The organism is Janthinobacterium sp. 78, assembly GCF_003096775.1.
GTDB classification, from domain to species: domain Bacteria; phylum Pseudomonadota; class Gammaproteobacteria; order Burkholderiales; family Burkholderiaceae_D; genus Janthinobacterium; species Janthinobacterium tructae.
Genome location: NZ_QENT01000001.1, coordinates 5753471 through 5779137, shown reverse-complemented (window position 1 = coordinate 5779137; position 25667 = coordinate 5753471). Strand labels below are relative to the sequence as shown.

18 protein-coding genes are annotated in these 25667 nt (G+C 64.0%); 12 read left to right on the top strand and 6 right to left on the bottom strand.

The window, feature by feature from the left end; translation table 11 throughout:
* Positions 1–45: 45 nt before the first annotated feature.
* A complete protein-coding gene (locus C8C92_RS25360) occupies positions 46–2577 on the bottom strand; it encodes a M4 family metallopeptidase (RefSeq protein ID WP_116745606.1) in 2532 nt (843 codons plus the stop codon).
* Positions 2578–3250: 673 nt separating this feature from the next.
* On the opposite strand from C8C92_RS25360, the gene C8C92_RS25355 reads away from it, so the two are divergent.
* On the top strand, positions 3251–3907 hold the full coding sequence (locus C8C92_RS25355) for a hypothetical protein (RefSeq protein ID WP_096237898.1): 657 nt from the start codon (positions 3251–3253) through the stop codon (positions 3905–3907).
* A gap of 52 nt (positions 3908–3959) precedes the next feature.
* Here C8C92_RS25355 and argH read toward each other — a convergent pair whose 3' ends face one another.
* Positions 3960–5357, bottom strand: coding sequence for an argininosuccinate lyase (gene argH, locus C8C92_RS25350; RefSeq protein ID WP_116745605.1), 1398 nt, complete (start codon positions 5355–5357; stop codon positions 3960–3962).
* A gap of 266 nt (positions 5358–5623) precedes the next feature.
* On the opposite strand from argH, the gene C8C92_RS28025 reads away from it, so the two are divergent.
* Both C8C92_RS28025 and C8C92_RS25340 read left to right on the top strand, forming a co-directional pair.
* Entirely contained in the window at positions 5624–5821 is a 198-nt protein-coding gene (locus C8C92_RS28025) for a hypothetical protein (protein WP_116745604.1), read from the top strand.
* Between the two features lie 165 nt (positions 5822–5986).
* Positions 5987–6412 (top strand): GNAT family N-acetyltransferase, encoded by a 426-nt coding sequence (locus C8C92_RS25340; protein ID WP_116745603.1) that lies wholly within the window; start codon positions 5987–5989, stop codon positions 6410–6412.
* A gap of 5 nt (positions 6413–6417) precedes the next feature.
* Here the strand turns inward: C8C92_RS25340 and C8C92_RS25335 are convergent, their stop codons facing one another.
* Together C8C92_RS25335 and C8C92_RS25330 are read right to left on the bottom strand one after the other, a co-directional pair.
* A complete protein-coding gene (locus C8C92_RS25335; protein ID WP_116745602.1) occupies positions 6418–7806 on the bottom strand; it encodes a YfcC family protein in 1389 nt (462 codons plus the stop codon).
* A 4-nt stretch (positions 7807–7810) separates the two neighbouring features.
* Positions 7811–8947: a succinylglutamate desuccinylase/aspartoacylase family protein gene (locus C8C92_RS25330; protein ID WP_116745601.1), complete on the bottom strand. Its 1137-nt coding sequence runs from the start codon at positions 8945–8947 to the stop codon at positions 7811–7813.
* Between the two features lie 202 nt (positions 8948–9149).
* Here C8C92_RS25330 and C8C92_RS25325 point away from each other — a divergent pair, with 202 nt between their 5' ends.
* The 3 genes from C8C92_RS25325 to C8C92_RS25315 all read left to right on the top strand — a co-directional run bounded on the left by C8C92_RS25325 (position 9150) and on the right by C8C92_RS25315 (position 14363).
* A complete protein-coding gene (locus C8C92_RS25325) occupies positions 9150–10148 on the top strand; it encodes a MurR/RpiR family transcriptional regulator (RefSeq protein ID WP_116745600.1) in 999 nt (332 codons plus the stop codon).
* 35 nt (positions 10149–10183) lie between these two features.
* On the top strand, positions 10184–12964 hold the full coding sequence (locus C8C92_RS25320) for a TonB-dependent receptor (protein WP_116745599.1): 2781 nt from the start codon (positions 10184–10186) through the stop codon (positions 12962–12964).
* A gap of 145 nt (positions 12965–13109) precedes the next feature.
* The gene (locus C8C92_RS25315) at positions 13110–14363 is read left to right on the top strand and encodes a cyanophycinase (RefSeq protein WP_116745598.1); all 1254 of its coding nucleotides are present in this window, start codon (positions 13110–13112) and stop codon (positions 14361–14363) included.
* 8 nt (positions 14364–14371) lie between these two features.
* On the opposite strand, the gene C8C92_RS25310 is transcribed toward C8C92_RS25315, so the two are convergent.
* Together C8C92_RS25310 and C8C92_RS25305 are read right to left on the bottom strand one after the other, a co-directional pair.
* Positions 14372–15556, bottom strand: a complete 1185-nt coding sequence (locus C8C92_RS25310) for a DUF418 domain-containing protein (RefSeq protein WP_116745597.1) — start codon at positions 15554–15556, stop codon at positions 14372–14374.
* An 8-nt stretch (positions 15557–15564) separates the two neighbouring features.
* Positions 15565–16167, bottom strand: coding sequence for a TetR/AcrR family transcriptional regulator (locus C8C92_RS25305; protein ID WP_116745596.1), 603 nt, complete (start codon positions 16165–16167; stop codon positions 15565–15567).
* A gap of 214 nt (positions 16168–16381) precedes the next feature.
* Between C8C92_RS25305 and C8C92_RS25300 the strand changes: the two genes are divergently transcribed.
* The 6 genes from C8C92_RS25300 to C8C92_RS25275 all read left to right on the top strand — a co-directional run bounded on the left by C8C92_RS25300 (position 16382) and on the right by C8C92_RS25275 (position 25655).
* Positions 16382–17824: an IgA Peptidase M64 gene (locus tag C8C92_RS25300; protein WP_116745595.1), complete on the top strand. Its 1443-nt coding sequence runs from the start codon at positions 16382–16384 to the stop codon at positions 17822–17824.
* Between the two features lie 612 nt (positions 17825–18436).
* Complete coding sequence (gene fabI, locus C8C92_RS25295; protein ID WP_116745594.1) at positions 18437–19222, top strand: enoyl-ACP reductase FabI; 786 nt, start codon at positions 18437–18439, stop codon at positions 19220–19222.
* Between the two features lie 10 nt (positions 19223–19232).
* A complete protein-coding gene (locus C8C92_RS25290; protein ID WP_116745593.1) occupies positions 19233–20687 on the top strand; it encodes an efflux transporter outer membrane subunit in 1455 nt (484 codons plus the stop codon).
* An 18-nt stretch (positions 20688–20705) separates the two neighbouring features.
* A complete protein-coding gene (locus C8C92_RS25285) occupies positions 20706–21779 on the top strand; it encodes an HlyD family efflux transporter periplasmic adaptor subunit (protein ID WP_116745592.1) in 1074 nt (357 codons plus the stop codon).
* A 2-nt stretch (positions 21780–21781) separates the two neighbouring features.
* Positions 21782–24529, top strand: a complete 2748-nt coding sequence (rbbA, locus tag C8C92_RS25280; RefSeq protein ID WP_116745591.1) for a ribosome-associated ATPase/putative transporter RbbA — start codon at positions 21782–21784, stop codon at positions 24527–24529.
* A 1-nt stretch (position 24530) separates the two neighbouring features.
* Entirely contained in the window at positions 24531–25655 is a 1125-nt protein-coding gene (locus tag C8C92_RS25275; RefSeq protein WP_099762101.1) for an ABC transporter permease, read from the top strand.
* Positions 25656–25667 lie beyond the last annotated feature (12 nt).

Genomic DNA, 25667 nt, shown 5'->3' with positions numbered 1-25667 from the left:
GCGGGCAAGCCCTTGTATCGATGGCTTGCCCGCATGTTCAGCCGCTTACTGGGTGATCAGGCTGACCTTGTCGAGCACGAACGAGGTTTGCAGCGAGGCGTCCTCGGTCGCGGCAAACGAGATCTGCACGGTCTGGCCCTTGTAGGCGATCAGGTCGAAGGTGCGGATCTGGTAGCCGGCCGCCTTGTTCACGTTGGAGTACGAGGCCAGGGTACCGAGCACCGTGCCGGCGCTGTTCTTCACGGTGACGACCAGCTTGTCGTACACGGTATTGCCCGTTTCAGCCGTGTCGATATGCAGCGCAAAGCTCAAGCTGGCCGAGGTGGCGGCGGCCGGAATGGCCACGCTTTGCGTCAGCGATTCGCTGGCCGTGGCGCCATTGCCGCCCAGCCAGGCGTACTGCGTGCCTTCATACGCGGTTTGCCCCGTGAAGGTGCCGATGGCGCCCGTGGTGCCGCTCCAACCCGTGGCGCCGGACTCAAAGCCGCCGTTCGTCACGCGTTCAGTGGCGCTGCTCGTGCCCACCGTCAGCGTAGCGTTGTTCGACGTGGCCGTCACGGCAGGCGAGGACGAATCCGTCACCGTCGCCTTGAAGACGGCGCCGCTGTCGGCCGCCACAGTGGTGAAGCTGTAGGCGGGCGACGTGGCACCGCTGATCACGGCGCCGTTGCGGTACCACTTGTAGGTGTACGGCGCCGTGCCGCCGCCCGCGCCCACGGCGAACGAGGCGGTGGCGCCTGGTGCGACGGTGATGCTGGCCGGCTGGCTGGTGATGCTCACCGCGCCGCCCGTGCTGCTTTCATCGACGTCGGCACCGACGTTGATGGCCGCATACGCGCGCTTGACGGCCGTCGCCTCGGCGCTGCCCACGCCATACAGTTCCTCGGCGGCCAGCAGCACCTTGTTGCGCGCATCGGCGTAGTTGGTCGACGAAGTGAACTTGGTGGTCGCTGCCTTGAACCAGATGCGGTAGGCCTTGTCGCTGCCGATACCCGTCATGGCCAGCGGGCTCTTGTTCAGGTAGGAGCTGTAGTAGTCGCTGCTGGCGGTGGAGTTCGAGCCTTGTGACAGGAAGTAGAACATGCGGTTGTTCGGACCGCTGCTGTAGTGGACGTCGAGGTTCTTGATGGTGCTGCTCCATGCATTCGGACTGCTGCCATCCTTGCTCGGCTTATACAGCCAACGCAGCGGCTGGCCATTCTTGGCGATTTCCTTGCCCGTCATCCAATCGTTGCCCGTGTTGGGGATGCTGGTGCCAGTGCCGCCGGCGCGCGCATACGCTTCCACCATTTCGCCGGCGATGTCCGAGCTCGATTCGTTCAAGCCGCCCGATTCCTGCGAGTAGATCAGGCCCGAGGTGGCGTCCGTGATGCCGTGGCCCATTTCATGGCCGATCACGTCGATGGAACCGAGGTTGTTGAACGAGCTGCCGCCGTCGCCGATGTACATGCACTTGCAGCTGCTGTCGTAGTAGGCGTTGTCGTAAGCCGTGTTGACGTGGGCGGCGATGTGGGTGGCCGTGTTGTTGCCGTCCAGGCTGGACCAGCCCAGCACATTCTTGTGCGTGTCGTAGGTGTTCATCAGGCCCCACATGGCGTTGACGGCCGCCGTCTGGCCGTTGGCGTTGGTGGTGCTGCCGCCGCTGATGTATTGCTGGCCGTCGCCCCAGGTATTGCTGGTGCTGCTGTACACGCTGCCCGAGGTGGTGCCGTGGTTGGCATTCGTGATGGCCATGCCGCCGAAGCTGCCGCCCGTGCCGCGGCTGGGATCCTTCATGGTGTAGGTGCTGCCCGTGAGCGTGGTGTTGAGCGGAACTTGGCCGTTGTACTGGCTGTTGCCGATGCCGGCGACGGTTTTCAGGGCTTTCCACTGGCGCAGGATGCGGCCATCCTTGGCGCTGACGATGGTGTCGTAGTAGACGGGCTTGTTGCCGCTGATCATGCGCGTCTGCACCAGATAGGCCAACTCGTAGTGGTCGACCACGTCCTGCACGTCGAGGGCGTTCAGTGCCGCTTCCGATTTGTTCTCGGCGCCAGCCACGCGCACGGTTTTCATCACGGGATAGATCAGCAGTTGCGCATGCGGCGGCACGTGGTCGACGGCCGGCACGCCGATGCTTTTCACTGCGGCGGCGATGGCGGCAGCAGCGCTGACTGCCGGCGTGGTGTCGATATCGGTGGTGGCGCTGCGGGTGACGGCATTGATGCCGCCGCTACCGAGGCCCGAAGCGCGGTCCGACACGGATTCGCTGACGATGTCGCCAGCGCTGTTGCTGACCACCACCGTCTCGGAACCGAAGACGGGCAAGCCCTTGTAGGTGTGCTGTACGCGGCTCACGCGCGTGCCGCTGACGCCCGGATGCTGGGCGCCGACGGCAAAGCCATGTTCGCTATTCAGGCCGCGGCTGCGCGCCTGCGCGGCCAGCTTGTTGACCAAGCTGGCGTTCTCTTGTGGAGAGGCCAGGGTGACCGGGGCAGCCATCAAGGTCTGTGGCAGCGGCGTGGCGGCGTCTGCCGTGGTGGCCATCAGCGGCAGGGCGGCGATGGATGCGGCAACTATCGTCAAACGTAAATTCATTTCTGCTCCATGGTATCGGTTAAGGAAATGGTGAATGAGCTGGCCGCGATGCCTGATGGCCACCCCGGCCTGCCTTGCAGCGAGCGGATAGCCTGCCGTTTTGTGGTGGCATGAAGTCGGGTAAGGGGACACTAAACTTGTCGAGATCGCCATGTCAAAAAATTCAAGAAATGGGTCACTACGCGATTTTTTGTTAAGAATTGAACATTTATCGTCGCTGTATCGTCGCAAAGTTTGATGTATCGCAAGCTGCAAATTTTGTTTTGGATCCATTCCCTCAATGACGTGTTCTGTTGGAAAAACACTGTTGCATTTTCTAAATGTTGCGATCTACACTAGGTCTTCGCGTTGTCACCAGTGGCGCACGCGAAGACAAAAAAGCGCACGCGGCAATGACCGCGTCCAGATACAGCGCATCGGGAAAAAAATCAGGAGTTTCACATGACATCAGTTCTGTTTTCTGCTGTTGGTTTCAGCCATTTCCCCTCTGGAGCGGCCTGCATGCTGCATCCGCCTTCCTAGCCGCCGCTATCCGACTCCTCCCCCTGCGACGGGGGCTTTTCAGCGAGTCCGACCGCGCCACCCGGCGTGGCCGCTGGCGCAGTGCATTCTCTTTTTCAGGAAGGGTTGCCGGCTCCTGGTGCGTGCACCGGAATCACCGGCCCGACGAACTATGCTTTCGATAGCGACCAAAGTGGAACAGATCGTGATGGAATCGGCGTTTCTCAGCGAGGGGCTGGGCCGGGGCTTGCTCAACCTGTCGGAACTGGCGCGCCAGTTGCAGCCGCAATTGCAGACCGACTTATGGAAGCCGGTGGGGCAGGCCGCCGTGGTGATGGCGCTGCGCCGCCTGGCCGAGCGGATGCCGCAGCAGAAAAGCGGCGAGATCGTGCTGGCGCACCGCGCGGGCGAACTGTCCACGCGCAGCGAATTGATGATTTTTACCTACCGCTACTCCGACCAGACGTATGCCTGCCAGCGCCAGTTGCTGGCGCTGGCAGCACCCCAGCGCGGCACGTTCATCACGGTCACGCGCGGCGTCAACGAGGTGATGGTGATCTGCAGCCGTTCGCTGCATGCGCTGGTGGAAGAGGTGTTCGGCGAAGAGCAGGAACTGGCGCGCCTGGAACGGGTGACGGCCGTGACCTTGCATCTGGCGCCCGAAACCTGCTATACGCCTGGCGTGTATCACGCCATCCTCAAGCGCCTGGCCTGGGAGCGCATTAACCTGATCAATATCATCTGCACGTATACGGAGCTGACCTTGCTGCTGGAAGCATCGCAGACGGGGGCCGCTTTTTCCGTGCTGTCGAAAATCGTCGCGCAATGAAAAACGCCCCGCTGCAGCGATGCAGCGGGGCGTTTGAGCGCGCAAGCGCGGTTTATTTTTCCAGTTGCGTGCGCACGCGGGCGATCGCGGCGCGCACCTGGCGCGGCGCGGTGCCGCCCACGTGGTCGCGTGCGGCGACGGAGCCTTCCAGCGTCAGCACCTCGAATACGTCTTCGCCAGTCAGCGGCGAGAAGGCACGCAACTGCTCCAGCGTCAGGTCGGCCAGGTCGCAACCGGCGTCGACGCAGGCGCGCACGGCCAGGGCCACCGCTTCATGGGCATCGCGGAACGGCAGGCCCTTCTTGACCAGGTAGTCGGCCAGATCGGTCGCCGTGGCATAACCCTGCAGGGCTGCCGCGCGCATCGCTTCCGGTTTCACCGTGATGCCGCCGGCCATGTCGGCGAAGATGCGCAAGGTGTCAATGACGGTGTCGACGGTGTCGAACAGCGGTTCCTTGTCTTCCTGGTTATCCTTGTTGTAGGCCAGCGGCTGGCCTTTCATCAGGGTCAAGAGGCCAATCAGGTGGCCATACACGCGGCCCGTCTTGCCACGGGCGAGTTCGGGCACGTCCGGGTTTTTCTTTTGCGGCATGATCGACGAGCCGGTGCAGAAGCGGTCGGCGATGTCGATGAAGCCGATGCGAGGGCTCATCCAGATGACCAATTCCTCGGCCATGCGCGACACGTGCATCATCAGCACGGCGGCTGCGGCGCAAAATTCGATGGCGAAGTCGCGGTCCGACACGGCGTCGAGCGAGTTGTGGCAGACGTCGTCGAAGCCCAGCGTCTTGGCCACGCGCAGGCGGTCGATGGGGAAGGTGGTGCCGGCCAGGGCGGCGGCGCCCAGCGGCAGACGGTTGACGCGCTTGCGGCAATCGGCCATGCGCTCGGCATCGCGGCCGAACATTTCGACATACGCCAGCATGTGATGGCCGAAGGTGATCGGCTGGGCCACCTGCATGTGGGTAAAGCCCGGCATGATGGTGTCGGCATGCTGTTCGGCCAGGTCCGTCAGCGCGCTGCGGAACGTCGCCAGCAGGGCGGTGATGTCGTCGATGGCGGAACGCACGTACAGGCGGATGTCGGTGGCCACCTGGTCGTTGCGCGAACGGCCGGTGTGCAATCGCTTGCCCGCATCGCCTACCAGTTCGGTCAGGCGTTTTTCGATATTCAGGTGGACATCTTCCAGATCCAGCAGCCATTCGAACTGGCCGGCGGCGATTTCCTGCGAGATTTGCGCCATGCCGCGCACGATTTCCGCGTAGTCGGCCGGGCTGATGATGGCTTGCGCATGCAGCATTTCCGCATGGGCCAGCGAACCTTCGATGTCGAACAGCGCCAGGCGCTTGTCAAAAAATACAGAAGCTGTGTAGCGCTTGACGAGGTCCGAGACCGGTTCGGAAAACCGGGCCGACCAGGCTTCGCCCTTTTTGGAGAATTGATCAGTCATGAAAGAAGTCCTTTAGTGTAGGGCGATTATAAACAAGGTTGGCCTGCGTTAGGGCTTTTAGGGGCTTGCAGGGCGCTGAAATGGCCGGGAATGGGGCTGGCACGCGTCAAATGCCTCGCTGCGGACGCTGTTGTGCGTTCCATCCGGGCTTTTTGTATTCTGTCCCGCGAATCGTGCGTTTGGTCGCAATCCGATGGCAGTTCAGCGGTGATCGGCCTACAGTTCAATCATCGCAACACACAACCAGCCACTCAAAGGACACCATCATGAACATCGCTAAAAACATGGAAGCCATCTTCGTTGCCATCATCGCCATCGCCGCCGCCACCAGCCTGGCTACCGCCGCCGTGCCGAAATTGCGCGCCGCGCCCGCCCCCATCGCCGCCAGCGCCGATCAAGCCACCATGCACACCGTGTATGTCAGCGCCAAGCGTCTGAGCGCAGAAGAAAAAGTCGCCCTGTAAGCGCGGCGATGGCATTGCCGGCAGCACAAGAAGCATCCGCAGCAAACAGCAACACCGCATCACGGACAGGCAGAACGGGCGGCGCCCCCGGTTCTATCCAGCCCTGGTGACAGCCGCAGAAAAAAGGTCGATGATCGTGCTTTTAACGATAGCAGGGCCTGCGCGATGTCACATTTGATGATCAGCACCGACAAGGCGGAACTCGACGTTCCAGCCATCCACCATTTTCTCAGCACGCAATCGACATGGGCCATCGGCATCCCGCTGGCTACCGTACAGCGCGCCATCGACCATTCGCTGTGCTTTGGCGGCACGCTTGGCGGCCGTCAGGTGGCGTTCGCCCGCGTGGTCAGCGACTACGCCACGTTTGCCTATCTGGTCGACGTGTATGTGCTGCAAGAGTACCGCGGCCGTGGCTACAGCAAGCGCCTGATGGAGGCCGTGATGGCACATCCCGACTTGCAGGGCTTGCGCCGCTTCATGCTGGCCACCGGCACGGCGCATACGCTGTACGCGCGTCACGGTTTCACGGCGCCGCTGCGCCCGGAAACGCTGATGGAGCGCTATGTGCCGGACATCTACCAGCGCTGACTGGCTTACTGCCAGTGCATCAGGCAGGGTGGAATCAGCAGCAGCAGCGCCAGCACCAGGTAAATCAGCTGCAGCGGGATCATCCACTTGGCCCAGGTAATCCACGGCACGCGCGCCAGCGCCAGCACGCCGACGGTGATGCCGGAAGTGGGGATCATCGGCGTGGTGAATTCTCCGAACTGGAATGCCAGAATGGCCGTCTGGCGCGTCACGCCCACCAGGTCGGCCAGCGGCGCCATGATGGGCATGGTCAGCGCGGCCTGGCCGCTGCCGGAATGGATGAAAAAGTTGATCACCGACTGCATGAAGAACATCTTTTGCGCGGCAAAGACGGGGCTTGACGACGCCACCAGGGGCGTCAATGCATGCAGCATGGTGTCGATGATCTGCGCATCGCGCGCCAGGATCATGGTGCCGCGCGCCAGCGCGATGACGAGTGCCACGCTGACCATGTCGCGCGCGCCTTGCACGAAGGATGCCACCAGGCTGTCCATGTCGAGCCGGCCAACCAGGCCGACGACGATGGCCATCACCAGGAACAGGGCGGCGATTTCATCGATGAACCAGTCGTACTTGACGACGCCGACGACCATCGTCAGCAAGGTTGCCATGAAAATCCACAGCACCGCGCGGTGCGTGCGGGTCATGCCGGCAAAGCTGTCGAGGTCCATCGAATGCTCGCTGCGCTTTTCGATGTCGAGCAGGTAGGTCGGGCTTTTTTCCGGATGGCGCTTGATGCGCGCCGCATACCACATCAGGAACACGATGCTGACCGCCGTGGCGATGGCCCACACGATCAGGCGGTAGCCGATGCCGGAAAAGATCGGCACGCCGGCGATGCCCTGCGCGATGCCGACGTTGAACGGATTTAAAAAGGCGGCGGAAAAGCCTACCTGCGAGCCGATGAAAGGAATCGACACGCCCGTGATGGTGTCATAGCCCAGCGCCAGCGCCAGCGGCACGAAGATCAGGATGAAGGGAATGGCTTCCTCGTTCATGCCGAAAGTGGCGCCGCCCAGCGAGAACATGGTGAAGAAGACGGGAATGATGGCGGCGCGCACGAAGCGCGAACTGGTATGCGCCTTGGCGATGGCCTTGATCAGCGAATCGAAGGCTTCGGTTTTTTGCAGCACGGCGAAGGCGCCGCCGACGATCAGGATGAAGCCGATGATCAGGCTGGCGTCGACGAAGCCCTTGATGGGCGCCATCATCAGCGCGGCCAGTCCCTGCGGCTTGTTGTCCACGTAGTGAAACGTGCCGGGAATGATCAGCTGCTTGCCGTTCACCAGTTGGGTATCGAATTTCCCGCCCGGCACCAGCCAGGTCGCCAGCGCGATCATGGCCAGGATGCCGCACAGCAGGACGAAGGTATTGGGGAGCTTGAATGTTCTCATGGCGTCATTGGCTCAGCAGGCTGCCGCCGCGGAAGGCGATGGCACCGGCGACCTTGCCGACGTTCATGCCGCGCAAGACGTGGCGGTGGGCGCTGCGCGCAAAGAAGACTCCGGCGACGCTGCAGCGCAAGGTCGTCGTCTCGCCGCTGACCGGATCGATCAGGTCGGCCAGCGCATCGCCGGCGGCCAGCACGTCGCCCATTTCGCGCAGATACACCAGCACGCCGTGATGCGGCGCGAGGATCGGTTCCACGCCGGCCAGCGGCGTGGGCTGGCATTGCGGTGCGGGCAGGTCGTCGCCGGCACCGGCGATCTCTAGCACGCCCTCGATGGCAAGAAAGCGCAGCAGGGCGGTGGCGTCGCGCTCTGCCAGGGCGTAGCTCACTTCCACTTCGCCGCGCAATTCGACGGTGGTCGACAGGCAGGCGGCGGGAATCGGATAGCGGCCTTGGAAGTGTGCGTCGAGGTCCCACCACAGGCGGCTGCAGGCTTCGTCGAACGGCTCTTCGCCGGCCGCCAGTTCCAGCAGCACGGCGCGCGCGCCCAGCAGTGCGGACAGGGGCGCGATCTGCGCTGCCAGCGGCGTGCCCGTATAGATGTGCAGGGCCGCCTCGTTATCGCAATGCAGGTCGAGCACAATGTCGGCATCGATGGCCATGCCCAGCAGCGTCTTTTTCAGCGTCTCCGCATCCGTGGACGGCCGCCAGGCGGCGACGGCGTCGCGCGCATGCTGGCGTATCAGCGCCACGTTGGCTTGCGCATCCTGCCCCAGCTTGCCATCGAGCGTGGTTTTCAGTTCATCGGCCACGTGGCGGTAGGCGCGGTTGAAGTTGATGCCGGTGGTCAGGTCGAAGCGGCCGAACGGCGCGCCATGGATGGCTTGCGCCAGGCCGATGGGATTGGCGGCCGGTACCAGAATCACTTCGCCGTGGATCTTGCCCGCCGCCTCCAGCGCCAGCAATTCACGGCGCAAAAATTGCGATACCAGCATGCCCGGTACTTCGTCCGCGTGCAGCGCCGCCTGGATATACACCTTCTTGCCGCTGCGGCTATTGGCTGCTGCGGCGCCGAAGTGGAAGCTGCTCAATTGGCAGGTGATGCTGGCGTGCGCAGTGGAGATGGGATGCTGTTGTACTTGCATGGCAAATTCGCCCCAAAACGGGGCGCGGTTGATGGATTTCGGTCGATTATGTAGCATTATTTTCACGAAGTAAATCAATGAAAATCCTTTTACAAATATTTGTTGAGTTTTCTTTTTGATATGAGTAGAGTAAGTTCCAGCGACCCGTTTTCGCCTTTTTATGCGTCATCCGCCATGTACAAGAACACAGGCCGCCAGTGATATGAAATCATCCGCCAGTCCTGCCCGTAACAGCTTCCGCGCGCCGGTGGCCGCCGCCCTGTCGTCGCCCGATGCCGCCTTCGCGCAATCGCCGTTGGGGCAAACGCTGATGCACGTGCTGGCCAGCGGCTCGGCCTCGCAGCGGCAGATCGCCGATTACCTGCTGCGCAACCAGATGCGCGTGACGGCGCTGGGCATCGAGGAACTGGCCGACAGCTGCCAGGTCTCGACGGCCACCATCAGCCGCTTCGCGCGCGACATCGGGCAAAAGAATTATTCGGCCATGCGCAGCGCCATGGCCGAAACCCTGCAATCGCTGTTGCAGCCAGTCGACAAATTGCGCCGTACGATACAACGGCGTGCGCGTGCCACCTCGCCCATCACGGAAAGCCTGGAGTATGCGGCCGCGAACATTGCCGCCACTTCCGATGCCCTGTCGCCGCCGGCCATGCAGGCCGTGGTGCGGCGCCTGACGCGCGCCAAGGTGGTGTATGTGATGGGCTTTGGCCTGTCGGCCAACCTGGCGGGCATGCTGGTGCAGCATCTGCAGCCGTTTTGCCCGCATGTGGTGGAAGTGGTAGGCATTGGCGGTTCGGAAGTGGCGGCCGGGCATCTGGTCAACTTGACGGCGCACGACGTGCTGGTGGTGATCTCGTTCCCCCGCTATACGCTCGACTGCATCGGCCTGGCCAGCTTTGCGCGCGACCGTGGCGCCTGCATCGTGGCGCTCACCGACTCTCCCGCATCCCCCCTGGCCGAACTGGCCGATCACGCCTTGTATGCGCAAAGCACGCATCCCGTCCTGCCCAGCAGCGCCAGCACGGCGCTGGCCATGATCGAGGCGCTGGCCGTGGCGCTGATGGTATCGAACAAGAACAACGTTGAAAAGGCGGCCCGCCTGAGCGAAGTCATCGCCGCCTATCTGTACGGCGGCGAGCATGGCGTGCCGGGTCCCCGGAAAGCAGTATTCAGGCAGCGCAAGGCAGTACAAAAATCATGATAAAAATCAGACATACACCATTGGGGAGAGTTGCAATGCACATGAAAAGACAGGACGGCCGTTCCGTATTGCCACGCGAGTCGGTGCTGGCGCAAGGCGTGCGCCTGGCGCTGGGCGCCTTGAGCGTGTCGGCGGCGCTGGGCATGCTGGCCAGTGGCGCGCAGGCGCAGGCGCAGGTACAGGAGCAGGAGCTGGCGCGGGATGGCGAGCCGGCGCCGAAAAAAATGCAGCGCGTGGAGATCACGGGTTCGGCCATCAAGCGCCTGGAATCGGAGACGGCGCTGCCGGTGCAGGTCATCACGCGCGCCGATATCGAAAAGGCGGGCGTGACGACGGCGGCCGAGCTGATGGCGCGCGTGTCGGCCAACGTGGGTGGCCTGACCGATGGCGTCAGCATCAATGTGGGCGGCGACCAGCGCGGCTTCAACAGTGCCAACCTGCGCGGCGTGGGCACCTCATCGACCCTGGTGCTGCTCAATGGCCGGCGCATGGCCAACTTTGCCTCGCCCGGCGACGATGCGGGCGTAGACCTGAATAACATTCCCGCCGCCGCCCTGCAGCGCGTGGAAGTATTGCTCGACGGTGCCTCGGCCCTGTACGGCACGGACGCCATCGGCGGCGTCATCAATTTTATTACGCGCAAGGATTACCAGGGCGTGGAGCTGAATGTCTACGGCAGCCGCACCGATGAAGGCGGGGCCGGCAAGCGCACGGCCAGCATTACGGCCGGCACCGGTGACCTGGCGGCAGATGGCTACAATATCTTTGCCGTGGTCGACCTGCAAAAAACCGACCGCCTGAGCACTTCGCAGCGCAAGTTCATTCCGAACCTGCATGTGCCGGAACGCCTCGGCCATTTGTTGTCCAGTTACACCAGTCCGGCAAATATCCGCCTCTCCAGCGACCAGCGCGACTACCTGCAGGAACAGGGCTTCCTGCTCAATGGGAAGCCGATCACGAATCGCCTCATCAACCTGTCGATTCCTGGCTGCAGCGGACCGGCCAATGTGTACCTGCCGGGGGGCACGGGCGGCGTCGATGCGTGTACCTATAACTATATGGGCGACACCGAGCTGTATCCGAAGACGGACAAGCAGAACCTGCTGACGCGCGGCGTCCTCAAATTGAACAATGACCACCAACTGTATGCCGAGGTGGCGTTGAGCCGTTCGCGCAGCTATTACGTGGGATCGACAGCGCGGCCGGATGGCGAAATCGACGCCAGCATGGTGCCGCAGCTGAGCGCGGCCGGGCTGACTGACACGCTGGCCCTGCGCATCCGCCTGAATGAAGCGGGCATGCGCACCAGCGAGTTGACCAGCGAAAGCCAGCGTTACGTGGTGGGCGCCACCGGCACCGTGGGCGGCTGGGATTACGACGTGGGCTTGAATCACAGCGTCAACGTGGTCAGGGACAAGGACACGCACGGCTACCTCCTGGCCGACCAGCTACAAAAGGGCATCACGGATGGCACCATCAATCCCTTCGGCCCGTCCAGCGCGGCGGGCAAGGCACTGCTCGATAGCATCCAGGTCAACGACGAAGTGCGGCATGCGCGCGGCGTCATGGACTCGCTCGATTTCAAGGTGTCGCGCGCGCTGATGGCACTGGGCGGCGGCGACCTGGCGCTGGCCGTGGGCGGCGAAGTGCGGCGCGAGCGCACGGACTTCCGGCCATCCGCATTGTTGATGAGTAATAACATCACCAACGACGAAGCGCCCGAAGGGGGCGTGGCCACCAGCGACAGCCGCAATGTGCAGGCCATCTACAGCGAACTGCTGCTGCCATTCAGCAAGCAGTGGCAGGCGCAGCTCTCGGGCCGCTATGACCATTACCAACAGGTGGGCGGCGCCTTGAGTCCTAAAATCGGCCTGACCTACATGCCCAGCAAGCAGGTGCTGCTGCGCGCCTCGGCCGGCAAGGGCTTCCGCGCGCCATCGATGTCGGACCTGCACCGGCCCACCGTCTACAGCCAGACGGCGACCCTGCCCGATCCCGTCTACTGCGAAGCCGAGGACAACGACTACTCTGTCTGCGCCGACAACTGGCGTACGCGCCGCTACAGCAACGACAAGCTGAAACCGGAGCGCAGCCGCCAGTTCACGGCCGGTGTGGTGCTCGAACCGAGCCAGCACTGGACCTTCAGTGCCGACTACTGGAACATCCAGCGTACGGACCTGATCAGCGAAATCGGCGACGACATCATCCTCGGTAACCTGGCCAAGTATGGCGATCTGGTGCACCGCGACGAAGACAATGAAATCCGCTACATCGAGCTGCGCAAGGAAAACCGCGGTGCGCAAAAAGCTGCGGGCATCGATATCACGGCCGACCTGCATGGCGTGAAAACGGCGTGGGGGCGTTTCGGCGGCCACCTGAGTGGCACGTATGTGCTCGACTCGAAAATCCAGACCAGCCCTGGCGACGTTTTTATCAGTAACTTGAATAAATTCGTCACGGATGGCGTGGTGCAGCGCTGGCGCCATACGATCACGCTGGACTGGGATAATGGCCCGTATTCGGCCAGCCTGTCGAACACGTATTCGAGCGGCTATGATGACCAGAATTCGGCCATCAACACGGACGACGGCAGCGTGGTCAAGCCGAACCGGGTGAAGGCTTACACGCTGTGGGACATGTCGGGTGCGTATGCGGTCAGCAAGCAGTTCAAGCTGCGCGCGGGCATACAGAATCTGTTCAATACCAGCCCGCCGTACTCGAACCAGGCGTACTTCTTCCTGTCCGGCTATGACCCTACTTATTCGGACCCGCGCGGCCGGCGCTTCTATGCCAGCGCCAATTACAGCTTCAAGTAAGGCGGCAAAGCAGGAGATACCGCAATACGGCTGTCACACGCAGCAGGTAGTATCGTAGTCCGATGGCGTTGGGTTGCAAGCAGCAGTTTTGGCAGCAAGGGCGCGCGCCAGGCGCGTGCCCCTTTCCATGTATTCGAGAGGCACCATGAAATCATCTTCAAGCCTGTATCAGACCTTCCGCGCCGCGCTGCTGTTCGCGCTGGCATTGTGCAGCTTCCATGCCGTGGCGGCGCCTGGCGGCAGTGCCATCGGCAGCGCCCCGCAGGGCACCCTCGTCATCATTGGCGGCGGCCTGCGCGCCGACAATGCCGAAGTCTGGCAGCGCATCGTCAAGTTGTCGGGCGGGCCGGGCGCGCGGATCGCCGTGCTGGCCTCGGCTGCGATGAATCCGGAAAAGTCGGGTGAAAGCATCATCCAAAAACTCAATCAGTATGGCGCCGATGCCTTTTTCGTGCCGCTGGCCGTCAAGCTGCCCAATCGCGATTACCGCAAGGCGGCCGAAGATCCGGCCATCGTCACGCAGATCAAGTCGGCCAGCGGCATCTATTTTGCCGGCGGCGACCAGGGCCGCATCACGCAAGCCTTGCTGCGCCCGGACGGCAGCCGCACGGCCGCGCTGGAAGCCATCTGGTCGGTCTACCGCAATGGCGGCGTGATCGCCGGTTCCAGCGCCGGCGCGGCCATCATGAGCACCACCATGTTCTACGATGCCAAGCCCGTGCTCGACATGCTCAAGATGGGCGTCACGGATGGGCGCGAGATCGCGCCGGGCCTGGGTTTCATCGGCAGCGATGTCTTCGTGGACCAGCATCTGCTGGTACGCGGGCGCTTTGCGCGCATGATTCCCGTGATGCTGAAAAAAGGCTATCACCTGGGGCTGGGTATCGATGAAAACAGCGCCATGGTGGTCGACGCCATGCGCGATGTGGAAGTCATCGGCTACAGCGGCGCCTTGCTGATCGACCTGTCGGGCGCCATCAGCGACCGTGGCGTGAAAAATTTCAATATCAGCAACGCGGCCATCAGCTACCTGGACCGGGGCGACAAATTCAACCTCGTCACGCGCGTATTTACGCCTTCGCCGGACAAGGCCGACAACAAGCTCGATCCGAACCAGCCCGACATGCGCGAACCCGTGTTTACCAACGATATCCTCGGCAATAACGCCGTGCTGGACCTGATGGGCAACCTGATCGACAACGCGCAGCAGGAAGCCATCGGCATCGCCTTCGGCAACCCGCGCGACCCGTACCCGGACCTGGGTTTTGAATTCAGGTTCAGCAAGACCGTCAACAGCGTCGGCTACAGCTCGACCGAGGCGGAAGCGTATTCGGTGCTGAAGCTGCGCCTCGATATCCGCCCGATCCAGCTGCGCCAGCCGCTGTACCGCTACAAATAGGCGGTGCGCTATCGCCGCCAGCGCGGCCACGCGGCGATCGTCAATGCCCGCAGCAGCCACTCGACGGGGCCATACGCGTGGCCGCGCAGCCACCGGCGGCTCAGTGGCAGCTGCAGGCTGAAGATGATGACGGCCAGCGCCAGCGCACCGAGCGGCGAGACGCTGCCCATCAGCCGTGCGCCATACGCGAGGAACAGCCAGGCACAGATGGCCGACTGCAGCAGGTAGTTCGACAGGGCCATGCGGCCCGTATCGGCCAGCAGGGAAAACAGCGTGCCACCGCGCAGGCGTTCGAACAGGGCCAGTGCCAGCGCCAGGTAAGCGCCCGCCAGCAGCGGCGCGCTCGCCAGGCCCACGGCCAGTCCCGCCACCTGCCATGCCTGGCTTTGCGCATACACGGAGGTCCACGCATACAAGGCGGCGCCGGGCAGGCCCACCAGGGCGCCGGCCCACAGCAGGCGGCGGCGCAGCGGCAGATACGCGCTGGCGTGCAGCAGCATCTCGCGCTTGCCGGCGGCCAGGCCGCACAGGAACATGGCCAGCGCGCACGGTGCCTGCACCAGCAGCAGGACGATCCAGATGTCACTCAGTTCGCGCAGGTGCTGCAGGATGACGGTGGCCGGTGTGGCGCGGTAGGCGGCCAGCGCGCTTGCCGCTTTCTGCGCCATCGCCACGGCGTTGTCCGCCGCGTCGCCCGCCGGCTGCAGGCTTTGCAGCCAGGCCATCGATGCCCAGAACGCCACGCAGACGGTGACGAGCATCAAGGCCAGGGACAGTGCCTGGCGTTCGCCGCAGCGGTGCAGCGCCAGCAGCACGATGCCCAGCAGGGCGTAGGTGGTGAGTATATCGCCATGAAACAGCAACACGGCATGCAGGGCGCCGATCAGCCACAGGCCCGCTTGCCGGCGCAGCATGCGCGGCACGAACGGCGCACCGGCGCGCGCGGCCGCCTGCATCTGCAAGGTGAAGCTGTAGCCGAACAGGAAGGAAAACAGCAGATAGAACTTGGTCTCGAACAGCAGCGCGACGAGAAAATGCGTGGCGCGGTCCACGCCGCCGTGAAAGGCAGGATCGGTCAAGCCCAGGCCGAACCACGGCGTGGCGAAGGCGCCGATATTGACGACCAAAATGCCGAACAGGGCGCAGCCACGCAGGGCGTCGACGTCGGCGATGCGCGCCGGCGGGGTTTGCATGGAGGCGCTCATGCCAGGGCAGGGCGCAGGAAGCGCGCCAATAACAGGTGCAGGCTGGCGCGCTGCGCTGGCGGTGCATAAGCGGGATCGACGGCGACCCGGTTGAAGATGCCGTCGATCAGCGCAGCGATCCAGCCTGCCGTTTGCGCGGGGTCGAGCGCGGCGTCGACCTGGCCTTGTGCCGCAGCGCTTTCCAGCAGCGCCTGCACGCCGGCGCGCAGCACGGCATCGTTGCGTGCCACCCTGGCCGCGATATCCGGATCGCGCATCGCTTCGGCGGAAATGTCCAGCGCCAGTCCCGCAAAATCCCCGTCGGCCGCCAGCGCCAGGACCAGGTCCATGAAATCGAGCAGGGCGGCGTACGCATCGGCGCTGCCTTGCACGCCGGCGAAATAGGCGGCCGTCTCGCTGCCTTCCTGGTCGACGATGGCGGCGATGATGGCTTGCTTGGTGGGGAAGTAATGAAACAGGTTGCCGGGACTCATGCCCGCTTGCGCGCAGATGGCGGCGGTGCTGGTCTGGTGAAAGCCCTTGCGCGCGAAGCAGCTGCGCGCGGCGGCGAGAATGGCGTCGCGACGGGCCGCGTGTTTGCCGGGATCGATGGTGCGCATGGCGGTTGGTTCTCCTTTTAATTGATCGACTAGTCAGTCTAATGTAAATGGATTGCGTGGCGCGGTCAAGCGGGTGCGTGAAATAGGTGCTTTGCAGTGCGTATTCCTGTCGCTACAATGTGCCGCACCGGATTTTTCCATGCCCGCCGCTGGCGCCGCTGTTTGTTTGGAAAACCGCTTCTTTTACCCGTTTTTCTACCGTGTCAGGAATGAAATGCAGCAGACCCCGATTCGATCCTTCCTCTGCGCGCTGGCGCTGGCCGCCGGCATCGTCCCTGTCGCGCAGGCTGCCGGTGCCGCCCAGCCGGCCACCATGCGCCTCGATTACCAGCACAGCGGCAATGCGCTGGGCGAGCATTATGCGGTCGAGCGCGTGCTGGTCGAACCCTTGCCATGGCCGGGCAATCTGGCGCGTCCCATCGACGACAGCAACCGTGGCAACAACCTGCTGGAAGTGGTCGATATCCAGTCGGGCAAGGTGCTGTATTCGCGCGGCTTCTCCACCATTTTCGGTGAATGGGCCAGTACCGACGAAGCGAAAACCACCACGCGCGCGTTCCAGGAATCCGTGCGTTTCCCGCAGCCGCAGCAGCCCGTGCGCGTGCGCATCCTCAAGCGCGACGAGCGCGGTCTGTTTTCCGTTGTGTGGAGTACCGATGTCGACCCGGCCGCGCAGGACTTGATCCGCAAGCAGCCGCCGGCACCCGTCAAGCCGATACCGATCCGCATCAGTGGCCCCTCGTCCGGGAAGGTCGACCTGCTGATCATGGGTGACGGCTATACGGCCGCCGAAATGGGCAAGTTCGAAGCGACGGCGCGCAAACTGGCCGAACACCTGTTTACGGTGTCGCCATTTCGCGAGCGGGCCGATGACTTCAATGTGTGGGCCATGGCCGCGCCGACGCAGGAATCGGGCGTGTCGCGTCCATCGACGGGCGTGCACCATGCGTCGCCGCTGGGCACGCGCTACGATATCTTTGGCAGCGAGCGTTATGTACTGACCACCGACAACCGCGCCCTGCGCGACCTGGCGCAGTATGCGCCGTATGAATTCATCGAAATCCTCGTGAACAACGACACCTACGGCGGTGGCGGCATCTTCGGCCAGTTCAGCACGGCCGCAGCCAACAACGACTGGGCCAATTACCTGTTCGTGCATGAATTCGGCCACCATTTCGCCGGCCTGGCCGACGAGTACTACACTTCGCCCGTGGCCTATCAGTCAAATGGCGAGCGGCAGGAACCGTGGGAGCCGAACGCCACGGCCCTGCGCGATCCGGCCAGGTTGAAATGGCAGAACCACGTCAAGGCAGGCACGCCGCTGCCGACGCCATGGCCGAAGGAAGCGTACGACAGCCATGCGCGCGAATACCAGAAGCAGCGCGCCGCCCTGCGCGCGGCCAACCGCCCGGAAAGCGAGATGAGCGACTTGTTCAAGGCCGACCTGGCGTACACGCAGCAGCTGTTCTCGAAGGCGCCGCAGCGCCATGCGGTGGGCGCCTTCGAAGGCGCGAACTACGAGTCGTCCGGCTACTACCGGCCCGAGATGCAGTGCATCATGTTCGACCGCAGCGAGACGTTCTGCTCCGTATGCCAGGATGGCATCAGCACCATCATCGACCTGTATTCGCGTCCCGCAGCGGCGTCGCGCCAATAAGGCCGTTCAGCGCAGTTCCGCAAGGTATGGTGGGCCATGTTGCAATGCAATAGCATGGTCCCCATTCCATCTCTCCCCCGCCGCCTGCCATCCGCCGCCGCCCAGCGCTGCTTGTTTTTACAGCAATGCCCATCTGCACCGGAAAAGTCCTTTTTCTTCCTGTCAGCCCAGCAGTGTTATCAAATATGCATGTCCGCACGCTTGCCTGAAAAATATTTCATTTAGTTAATATTGAGGTAAAATTTGATTTACATCAATGCTGCATTGCCGCAATCGCACTTATAGTTGACCTAGCTCAAAGCGTCATGGAATGCGTATCGAACTCATCACGAATCACGCTTCTAAATGCTGTAGAGTAATTTCGCCCCGTACCAGTTCCCCGAGAATGCACTGGTGCTGGCCTCGAATTTCAGTGACGGAAGCCCGATTCATGAAGATGCAGATCCCCGCGCCTGACGCGTGCAGTACCTTACACCCCCACACTCCCATTGCTTTGCCGTATGCGCGCGCCGGTGGCGTCACACTGGCCATGTGCGCCGCCGCCATGCGTGCCGGCGCGGTGCGATGCGTGCATGCGGCCACGCCCTGGCCCGCCCTGCGTCCAGTTCAGGCATGACGGCCGCCTTGCAGCAGTACTTGCCTTTGCAGGGCAAGCGCGGGCTGGTGGTCGGCATCGCCAACGCGCAAAGCATCGCCTGGGGCTGCGCCAGCGCATTGCGCGCGGCCGGTGCCGAACTGGCGGTGACCTGGCTCAATGACAAGGCGCGTCCGCATGTGGAACCGCTGGCGCAGCAAGTGCAGGCGGCCATCGTGGCGCCGCTCGACGTGGCCGTGCCAGGCCAGCTCGAAGCGCTGTTTGCGCAGATCGAGCGGCAGTGGGGGCGGCTCGATTTCGTCGTCCATTCCATCGCTTACGCGCCCAAACAAGACTTGCATGGCCGCGTGACGGACAGTTCGGCCGACGGCTTCGCGCAGGCGATGGATATCTCGTGCCACTCCTTCATGCGCATGGCGAAGCTGGCCGAACCGCTGATGCCGGACGGTGGCAGCCTGATGACCATGAGTTACCTGGGCGCCGAGGAAGTCATCGCCGACTATGGCCTGATGGGTCCCGTGAAGGCGGCGCTGGAAGCATCGGTGCGCTACCTGGCGGCGGAACTGGGTCCGCAAGGCATTCGCGTCAATGCCATCTCGCCGGGGCCCCTGGAGACGCGGGCCGCTTCCGGCATTGCCCATTTCGACCGCCTGATGGCCGACGCCATCGAACGCTCGCCCATGCGCTGCCTGGCCACCATCGACGACGTGGGCGCGCTGTGCGCCTTCCTCGCCGGCGACGGCGCGCGCGCCATCACCGGCGGCACCTTGTATGTCGACGGCGGCTACAACATTCTGAATTGACTGGAAGAAGATGATCATGCCTGTTCCCGCTTTATCTGCGTGCGCCAGGATGGCCGCGCTGGCCACTGGACTGGCCGCCACGCTGGCCCTGGCCGGCTGCGCCTCGATGGCGCCGCCGTATGCGCCACCGCCGCTACCCGTGGCGGCGCAGTATCCGGAAACTGACGCTGCCGGCGCAAGCGCGCCCGACGTCGCCTGGCAAGCCTACTTTGCCGATCCGCGCCTGCAGGCGCTCATTGCGCAGGCGCTGGCCAGCAACCGCGATATTCGCATCGCCGCCCTGCGCGTGGAAGAGGCGCGCGCCGCGTATGGCATCCAGCGCGCGGAACAATTCCCCACCATTGCGCTGGGCGCCTCCGGCAGCCGTGCGCGCGTGCCTGGTGACCTGAGCGTGACGGGCCGCCCCATGACGAGCGCGCAGTACCAAACGGGCTTGAACGTGAGCGCCTGGGAGCTTGATTTCTGGGGCCGCGTGCGCAGCCTGAAGGACAGCGCGCTGCAAACTCTGCTGGCCAGCGACGAGGCGCGCCGCGCCGTCGGCGTGGCCCTGGTGGCGCAGGTGGCCAATGGCTACCTGAGCTTGCGCGAACTCGATGAACGGGTGGCGCTGGCGCGCGCCACGGTCGACAGCCGTGCCGAGTCGCTGCGCATCTTTACGCGTCGCTTCGAGGTCGGTTCGATTTCCAAGCTGGACCTGACGCAGGTGGAAACCCTGCTCAGCCAGGCCCTCTCGCTGTCGGCGCAGCTGGAGCAGGCGCGTGCCATGCAGGCGCATGCGCTGGCCCAGCTGGTGGGCGGCCCGGTCGACCTGACGCCTGACACGCGCCGCTTCGACGATGCCAGCGTGCTGCAGCCGCTGCATGCGGGCCTGCCCTCGGCTTTACTCACGCAGCGCCCCGACCTGGTGGCGGCCGAGCATCAGCTGCGCGCCGCGCAAGCCAATATCGGCGCCGCGCGCGCCGCCTTCTTCCCGACCATTTCGCTGACGGCCGCCTACGGCACGGCCAGCGCGGAATTGAGCGGCCTGTTCGACTCGGGCAGCGGCGCCTGGAATTTCGCGCCGCGCCTGGTGCTGCCGATCTTTGACGCGGGCCGCATCCGCGCCAACATGGACCTGGCCGAGGTACGCCGCGACGTGGCCGTGGCCAATTATGAAAAGAGCGTGCAGGGCGCGTTTCGCGAAGTGGCCGACGCGTTGTCGAACCGGCGCTGGCTGGCGCTGCAGGTCGACATCGGCAAGATCACCCTGGCCGCGCAGAGCGAACGCGCGCGCCTGGCCAAGCTGCGCTATGACAATGGCGCCGCGCCCTACCTGGAAGTGCTCGATGCGCAGCGCGACCTGCTGACGGTCGAGCAGCAACTGGTGCAGACGCGCCGCGCGCTGCTCTCCAGCCAGGTCAGCCTGTATGCGGCCCTGGGCGGCGGCGCGCCTGCCAACACCCCCGCCGCCGCTTCCACCCACTAATTTGATCGCCCCGATACCATGAATGCTCAACTGAAGAAAAAACTCATCCCCGCCGCGCTGATCGTGGCCGTTCTCGTGCTGGGCTATGTGGCCTGGCAAAAAATGCGTCCTACCGGCCCTGGCGAAGGTTTTGTCAGCGGCAATGGCCGCATCGAAGCGACCGAAATCGACGTCGCCACCAAGCTGGCGGGGCGGGTTAAGGAGATCCTCGTGCGCGAGGGCGACTTCGTCAAGGCGGGCCAGCCGCTGGCCACCATGCAGGTGGACTCGCTGACTGCCCAGCGCGACGAGGCGCGCGCGCGCCAGCAGCAGGCTTCCGACGCGGTGGTCGGTGCGCAGGCGCAGGTGGCCGTGCGCGAGAGCGACAAGGCGGCCGCGCTGGCCCTGGTGGCGCAGCGTGAAAGCGAACTCGATGCGGCCCGCCGCCGCCTGGCCCGCTCGGAAACCCTGTCGAAGGAGGGCGCTTCCTCGGTGCAGGAACTCGACGACGACCGCGCCCGCGTGCGCAGCGTGGCCGCCGCCCTGAATGCATCCAAGGCGCAGGTCACGGCGGCGCAGGCTGCCATCGACGCGGCCAGGGCGCAAGTGGTCGGTTCGCGTTCCGCCGTGACGGCCGCCGAAGCGACCACCGCGCGCATCGACGCCGACCTGGCCGATGGCCAGCTGGCGGCGCCGCGCGACGGCCGCGTGCAGTACCTGGTGGCGCAGCAGGGCGAAGTGCTGGCCGGTGGCGGCAAGGTGCTCAACCTGGTCGACCTGTCGGACGTCTACATGACCTTCTTCCTGCCCGAGACGGCGGCCGGCAAGGTGGCGATGGGCGGCGAAGTGCGCATCATCCTCGATGCGGCGCCCAATTACGTGATTCCGGCGACGATTTCCTTTGTCGCCGCCAGCGCGCAGTTCACGCCGAAGACGGTGGAAACGGCCAGCGAGCGCCAGAAGCTGATGTTCCGCGTGAAAGCGCAGATCAGCCGCGAGCTGCTGCAAAAGCACCTGGCGCTGGTCAAGGTGGGCTTGCCCGGCGTGGCCTGGGTGCGCCTCGATGCAAAGCAGCCATGGCCGGCTGAACTGACGAGCAAGGTTCCGCAGTGAGCATGGACGTGACCCCATTTGTTGTCAGCATCAAGGGCGTCAGCCAGCATTACGGCAAGACGGTGGCGCTCGATGCCATCGACCTCGATGTGCCGGCCGGCCGCATGGTCGGCTTGATCGGGCCCGATGGCGTGGGCAAATCGAGTCTGCTGTCGCTGGTGGCCGGCGCGCGCGCCGTGCAGCAGGGCAGCGTCATGGCGCTGGGCGGCGACATGCGCGAGGCGCGCCATCGCGACGATGTTTGTCCGCGCATCGCCTACATGCCGCAAGGCCTGGGCAAGAATCTGTATCCGACCCTGTCGGTCGAGGAAAACCTGCAGTTTTTCGCGCGCCTGTTCGGCCACGATGCCGCCGAACGCCGGCGCCGCATCGACCAGCTGACCCGCAGCACGGGCTTGCATCCGTTCCTGACGCGCCCGGCGGGCAAGCTGTCGGGCGGCATGAAGCAGAAACTGGGTCTGTGCTGCGCCCTGATCCACGATCCCGACCTGCTCATTCTCGATGAACCGACGACCGGCGTCGATCCACTGGCGCGGGCCCAGTTCTGGGACCTGATCGCCGGCATTCGCGTGCAGCGCCCGCAAATGAGCGTGATGGTCGCCACCGCCTACATGGACGAGGCGCAGCGCTTCGACTGGCTGGTGGCCATGGATGACGGCAAGGTGCTCGATACGGGCACGCCGGCCGAACTGTTGGCGCGCACGCAAAGCGACAACCTGGAGGCGGCCTTCATCAAGCTGCTGCCCGAAGCCAAGCGCGCGGGCCACCAGCCTGTGGTGATCACGCCGCTGGACGCTGCCAGTGCGCAGGACGTCGCCATCGAGGCGCAAGACCTGACCATGCGCTTCGGCGATTTCACGGCCGTCGACCATGTGAATTTCCGCATCGGCCGCGGCGAAATTTTTGGTTTTCTCGGCTCGAACGGCTGCGGCAAATCGACCACCATGAAGATGCTCACGGGCCTGCTGCCGGCAACGGAAGGCAAGGCCTGGCTGTTCGGCAAGGAAGTCGATTCCAACGATATCGACACGCGCCGCAGGGTCGGCTACATGTCGCAGGCGTTCTCGCTGTACAGCGAACTGACGGTGCGCCAGAACCTGGTGCTGCATGCGCGCCTGTTTCACGTGCCGGAAGCGCAAATCGCTGCCCGCATCGACGAAATGGCGCAGCGCTTCGACTTGCTCGAGGTGATGGACGACCTGCCCGACAGCCTGCCGCTGGGCATACGCCAGCGTTTGTCGCTGGCCGTGGCCATGGTGCACAAGCCGGAGATGCTGATCCTCGACGAGCCCACGTCCGGCGTCGACCCGATCGCGCGCGACAATTTCTGGCGCCTGATGATCGAGCTGGCGCGGCGCGACCGCGTCACCATTTTCATTTCCACCCACTTCATGAACGAGGCCGAGCGCTGCGATCGCATCTCGCTAATGCATGCCGGTAAAGTGCTGGTCAGCGATGCGCCGGCCGAACTGGTACGCAAGAAGGGCGCGCCATCGCTGGAAGCGGCCTTCATCGCCTACCTGGAAGAGGCGGGCGGCGGCACGGCAGCGGCGACAGTCCCGGAAACGCCGGCGCCCGCGCAGCAGGAAGCGGCACCGGCGCCACAGCAGAAGCAGCAGCGCAGCCGCTTCAGCCTGGGGCGCATGCTCAGCTACATGTGGCGCGAAACGCTGGAATTGCGCCGCGACCCCGTGCGCCTGACCCTGGCGCTGGGCGGCTCGGTGCTGCTGTTGTTCGTCATCGGCTTCGGTATCAGCCTGGATGTGGAAGACCTCAGTTATGCGGTGCTCGACCACGACCAGACCACCCTGAGCCAGAATTACACGAACAACCTGGCCGGTTCGCGCTACTTCGTCGAGCGAGCGCCGCTGCGCGACTATGCCGATATCGACAAGCGCATGCGCAGCGGCGAACTGTCGCTGGCCATCGAGATTCCACCCGGCTTTGCGCGCGACGTGCAGCGCGGCGCGCCAGCCCAGGTGGGCGCCTGGATCGACGGCGCCATGCCGATGCGCGCCGAAACCGTGCAGGGCTACGTGCAGGGCATGCATCAGCTGTGGCTGGCCGACCAGGCCCTGCACCGCTATGGCATCACGATGAGCAATCCCGTCGCCATCCAGACGCGCTACCGCTACAACCCCGACGTGAAAAGCCTGCCGGCCATGGTGCCGGCTGTGATTCCCCTGCTGCTGCTGATGCTGCCGGCCATGCTGGCGGCGCTGTCCGTGGTGCGTGAAAAGGAACTCGGCTCCATCATCAACCTGTACGTGACGCCCGTCACGCGCCTGGAATTCTTGCTCGGCAAGCAGGTGCCGTACGTCGTGCTGGCCATGTTCAACTTCGCCCTCATGGCGCTGCTGGCGGTCACCGCCTTCGGTGTGCCGATCAAGGGCAGTCTGCTGACCCTGATCGGCGCCACGTTCATCTTCAATATCTGCGCCACCGGCATCGGCCTGTTCGCTTCGACGTTTACGCGCAGCCAGATCGCAGCCCTGTTCGTGACCATGATCGGCACCATGATCCCGGCCATCCAGTTTTCCGGCCTGCTCAATCCCGTCTCGTCGATGGAAGGCGTGGGCAAGGCGATCGGCCTGATGTATCCGGCCACGCACATGCTTAATATCAGCCGCGGCGTGTTCAACAAGGCGCTGGGCTTTGGCGACCTGCACGCCTCGTTCTGGCCCCTGATCGTGGCGATCCCCGTGATCCTCGGCGTGACGGTGGCGCTGCTGAAGAAACAGGAGAGCTGATATGCGGCATCTTGAAAATATCTACCGCCTGGGCGTGAAGGAAATCTGGAGCCTGATCCGCGATCCGATGATGCTGATCCTGATCCTCTACACCTTCACTTTGGCCATCTACGTGGCCGCCACGGCCAAGCCGGAAACCCTGCACATGGCCTCGATCGCCATCGTCGACGAGGATGGTTCGCCGCTGTCCGGGCGCATCGCCTCGGCCTTCTTTGCGCCGCAGTTCACGCCGCCGGCCATGATCAACCAGAGCCAGGTCGATGCGGGCCTGGACGCGGGCCAGTACACCTTCGTGCTGACGATCCCGCCCAAGCTGCAGGCGGACGTGCTCGGTGGGCGCCAGGCGGAGCTGCAGCTGAACGTGGACGCCACGCGCATGAGCCAGGCCTTCAGCGGCAGCGGCTACATCCAGCAGATCGTCGCCGGCGAAATATCCGAATTCGCCAAGCGCTATCGCGGCGCGACGGTCTCGCCGGTGGAGCTGGTGATGCGTGCGCGCTTCAATCCTTCGCTGAGCCAGGCGTGGTTTGGCTCGCTGATGGAACTCATCAACCAGGTGACGATGCTGTCGATCATTTTGACGGGTGCGGCGCTGATCCGCGAGCGCGAACACGGCACCATCGAGCACTTGCTGGTGATGCCCGTGACGCCGGCCGAAATCATGCTGGGCAAGGTCTGGTCGATGGGCCTGGTGGTGCTGCTGGCCGCCGCCCTGTCGCTGAACCTGGTGGTGCGCGGCATGCTGCATGTGCCCATCGAAGGCTCGATCGCGCTGTTCCTGTGCGGCGCAGCCCTGCACTTGTTTGCCACCACCTCGATGGGCATTTTCCTGGCCACCGTGGCGCGCAGCATGCCGCAGTTCGGCATGCTGCTGATCCTCGTGCTGCTGCCGCTGCAGATGCTTTCGGGCGGCAGCACGCCGCGCGAAAGCATGCCCGAACTGGTGCAGAACATCATGCTGATCGCTCCGACCACGCATTTCGTCGAACTGAGCCAGGCGATCCTGTACCGGGGCGCCGGCATCGACGTAGTGTGGAAACCGTTCCTGGCCCTGCTGGCCATCGGCACGGCCTTGTTTACCTTCGCGCTGGCGCGCTTTCGCAAGACCATCAGCCAGATGGCGTAGCCCCCGCGCCGG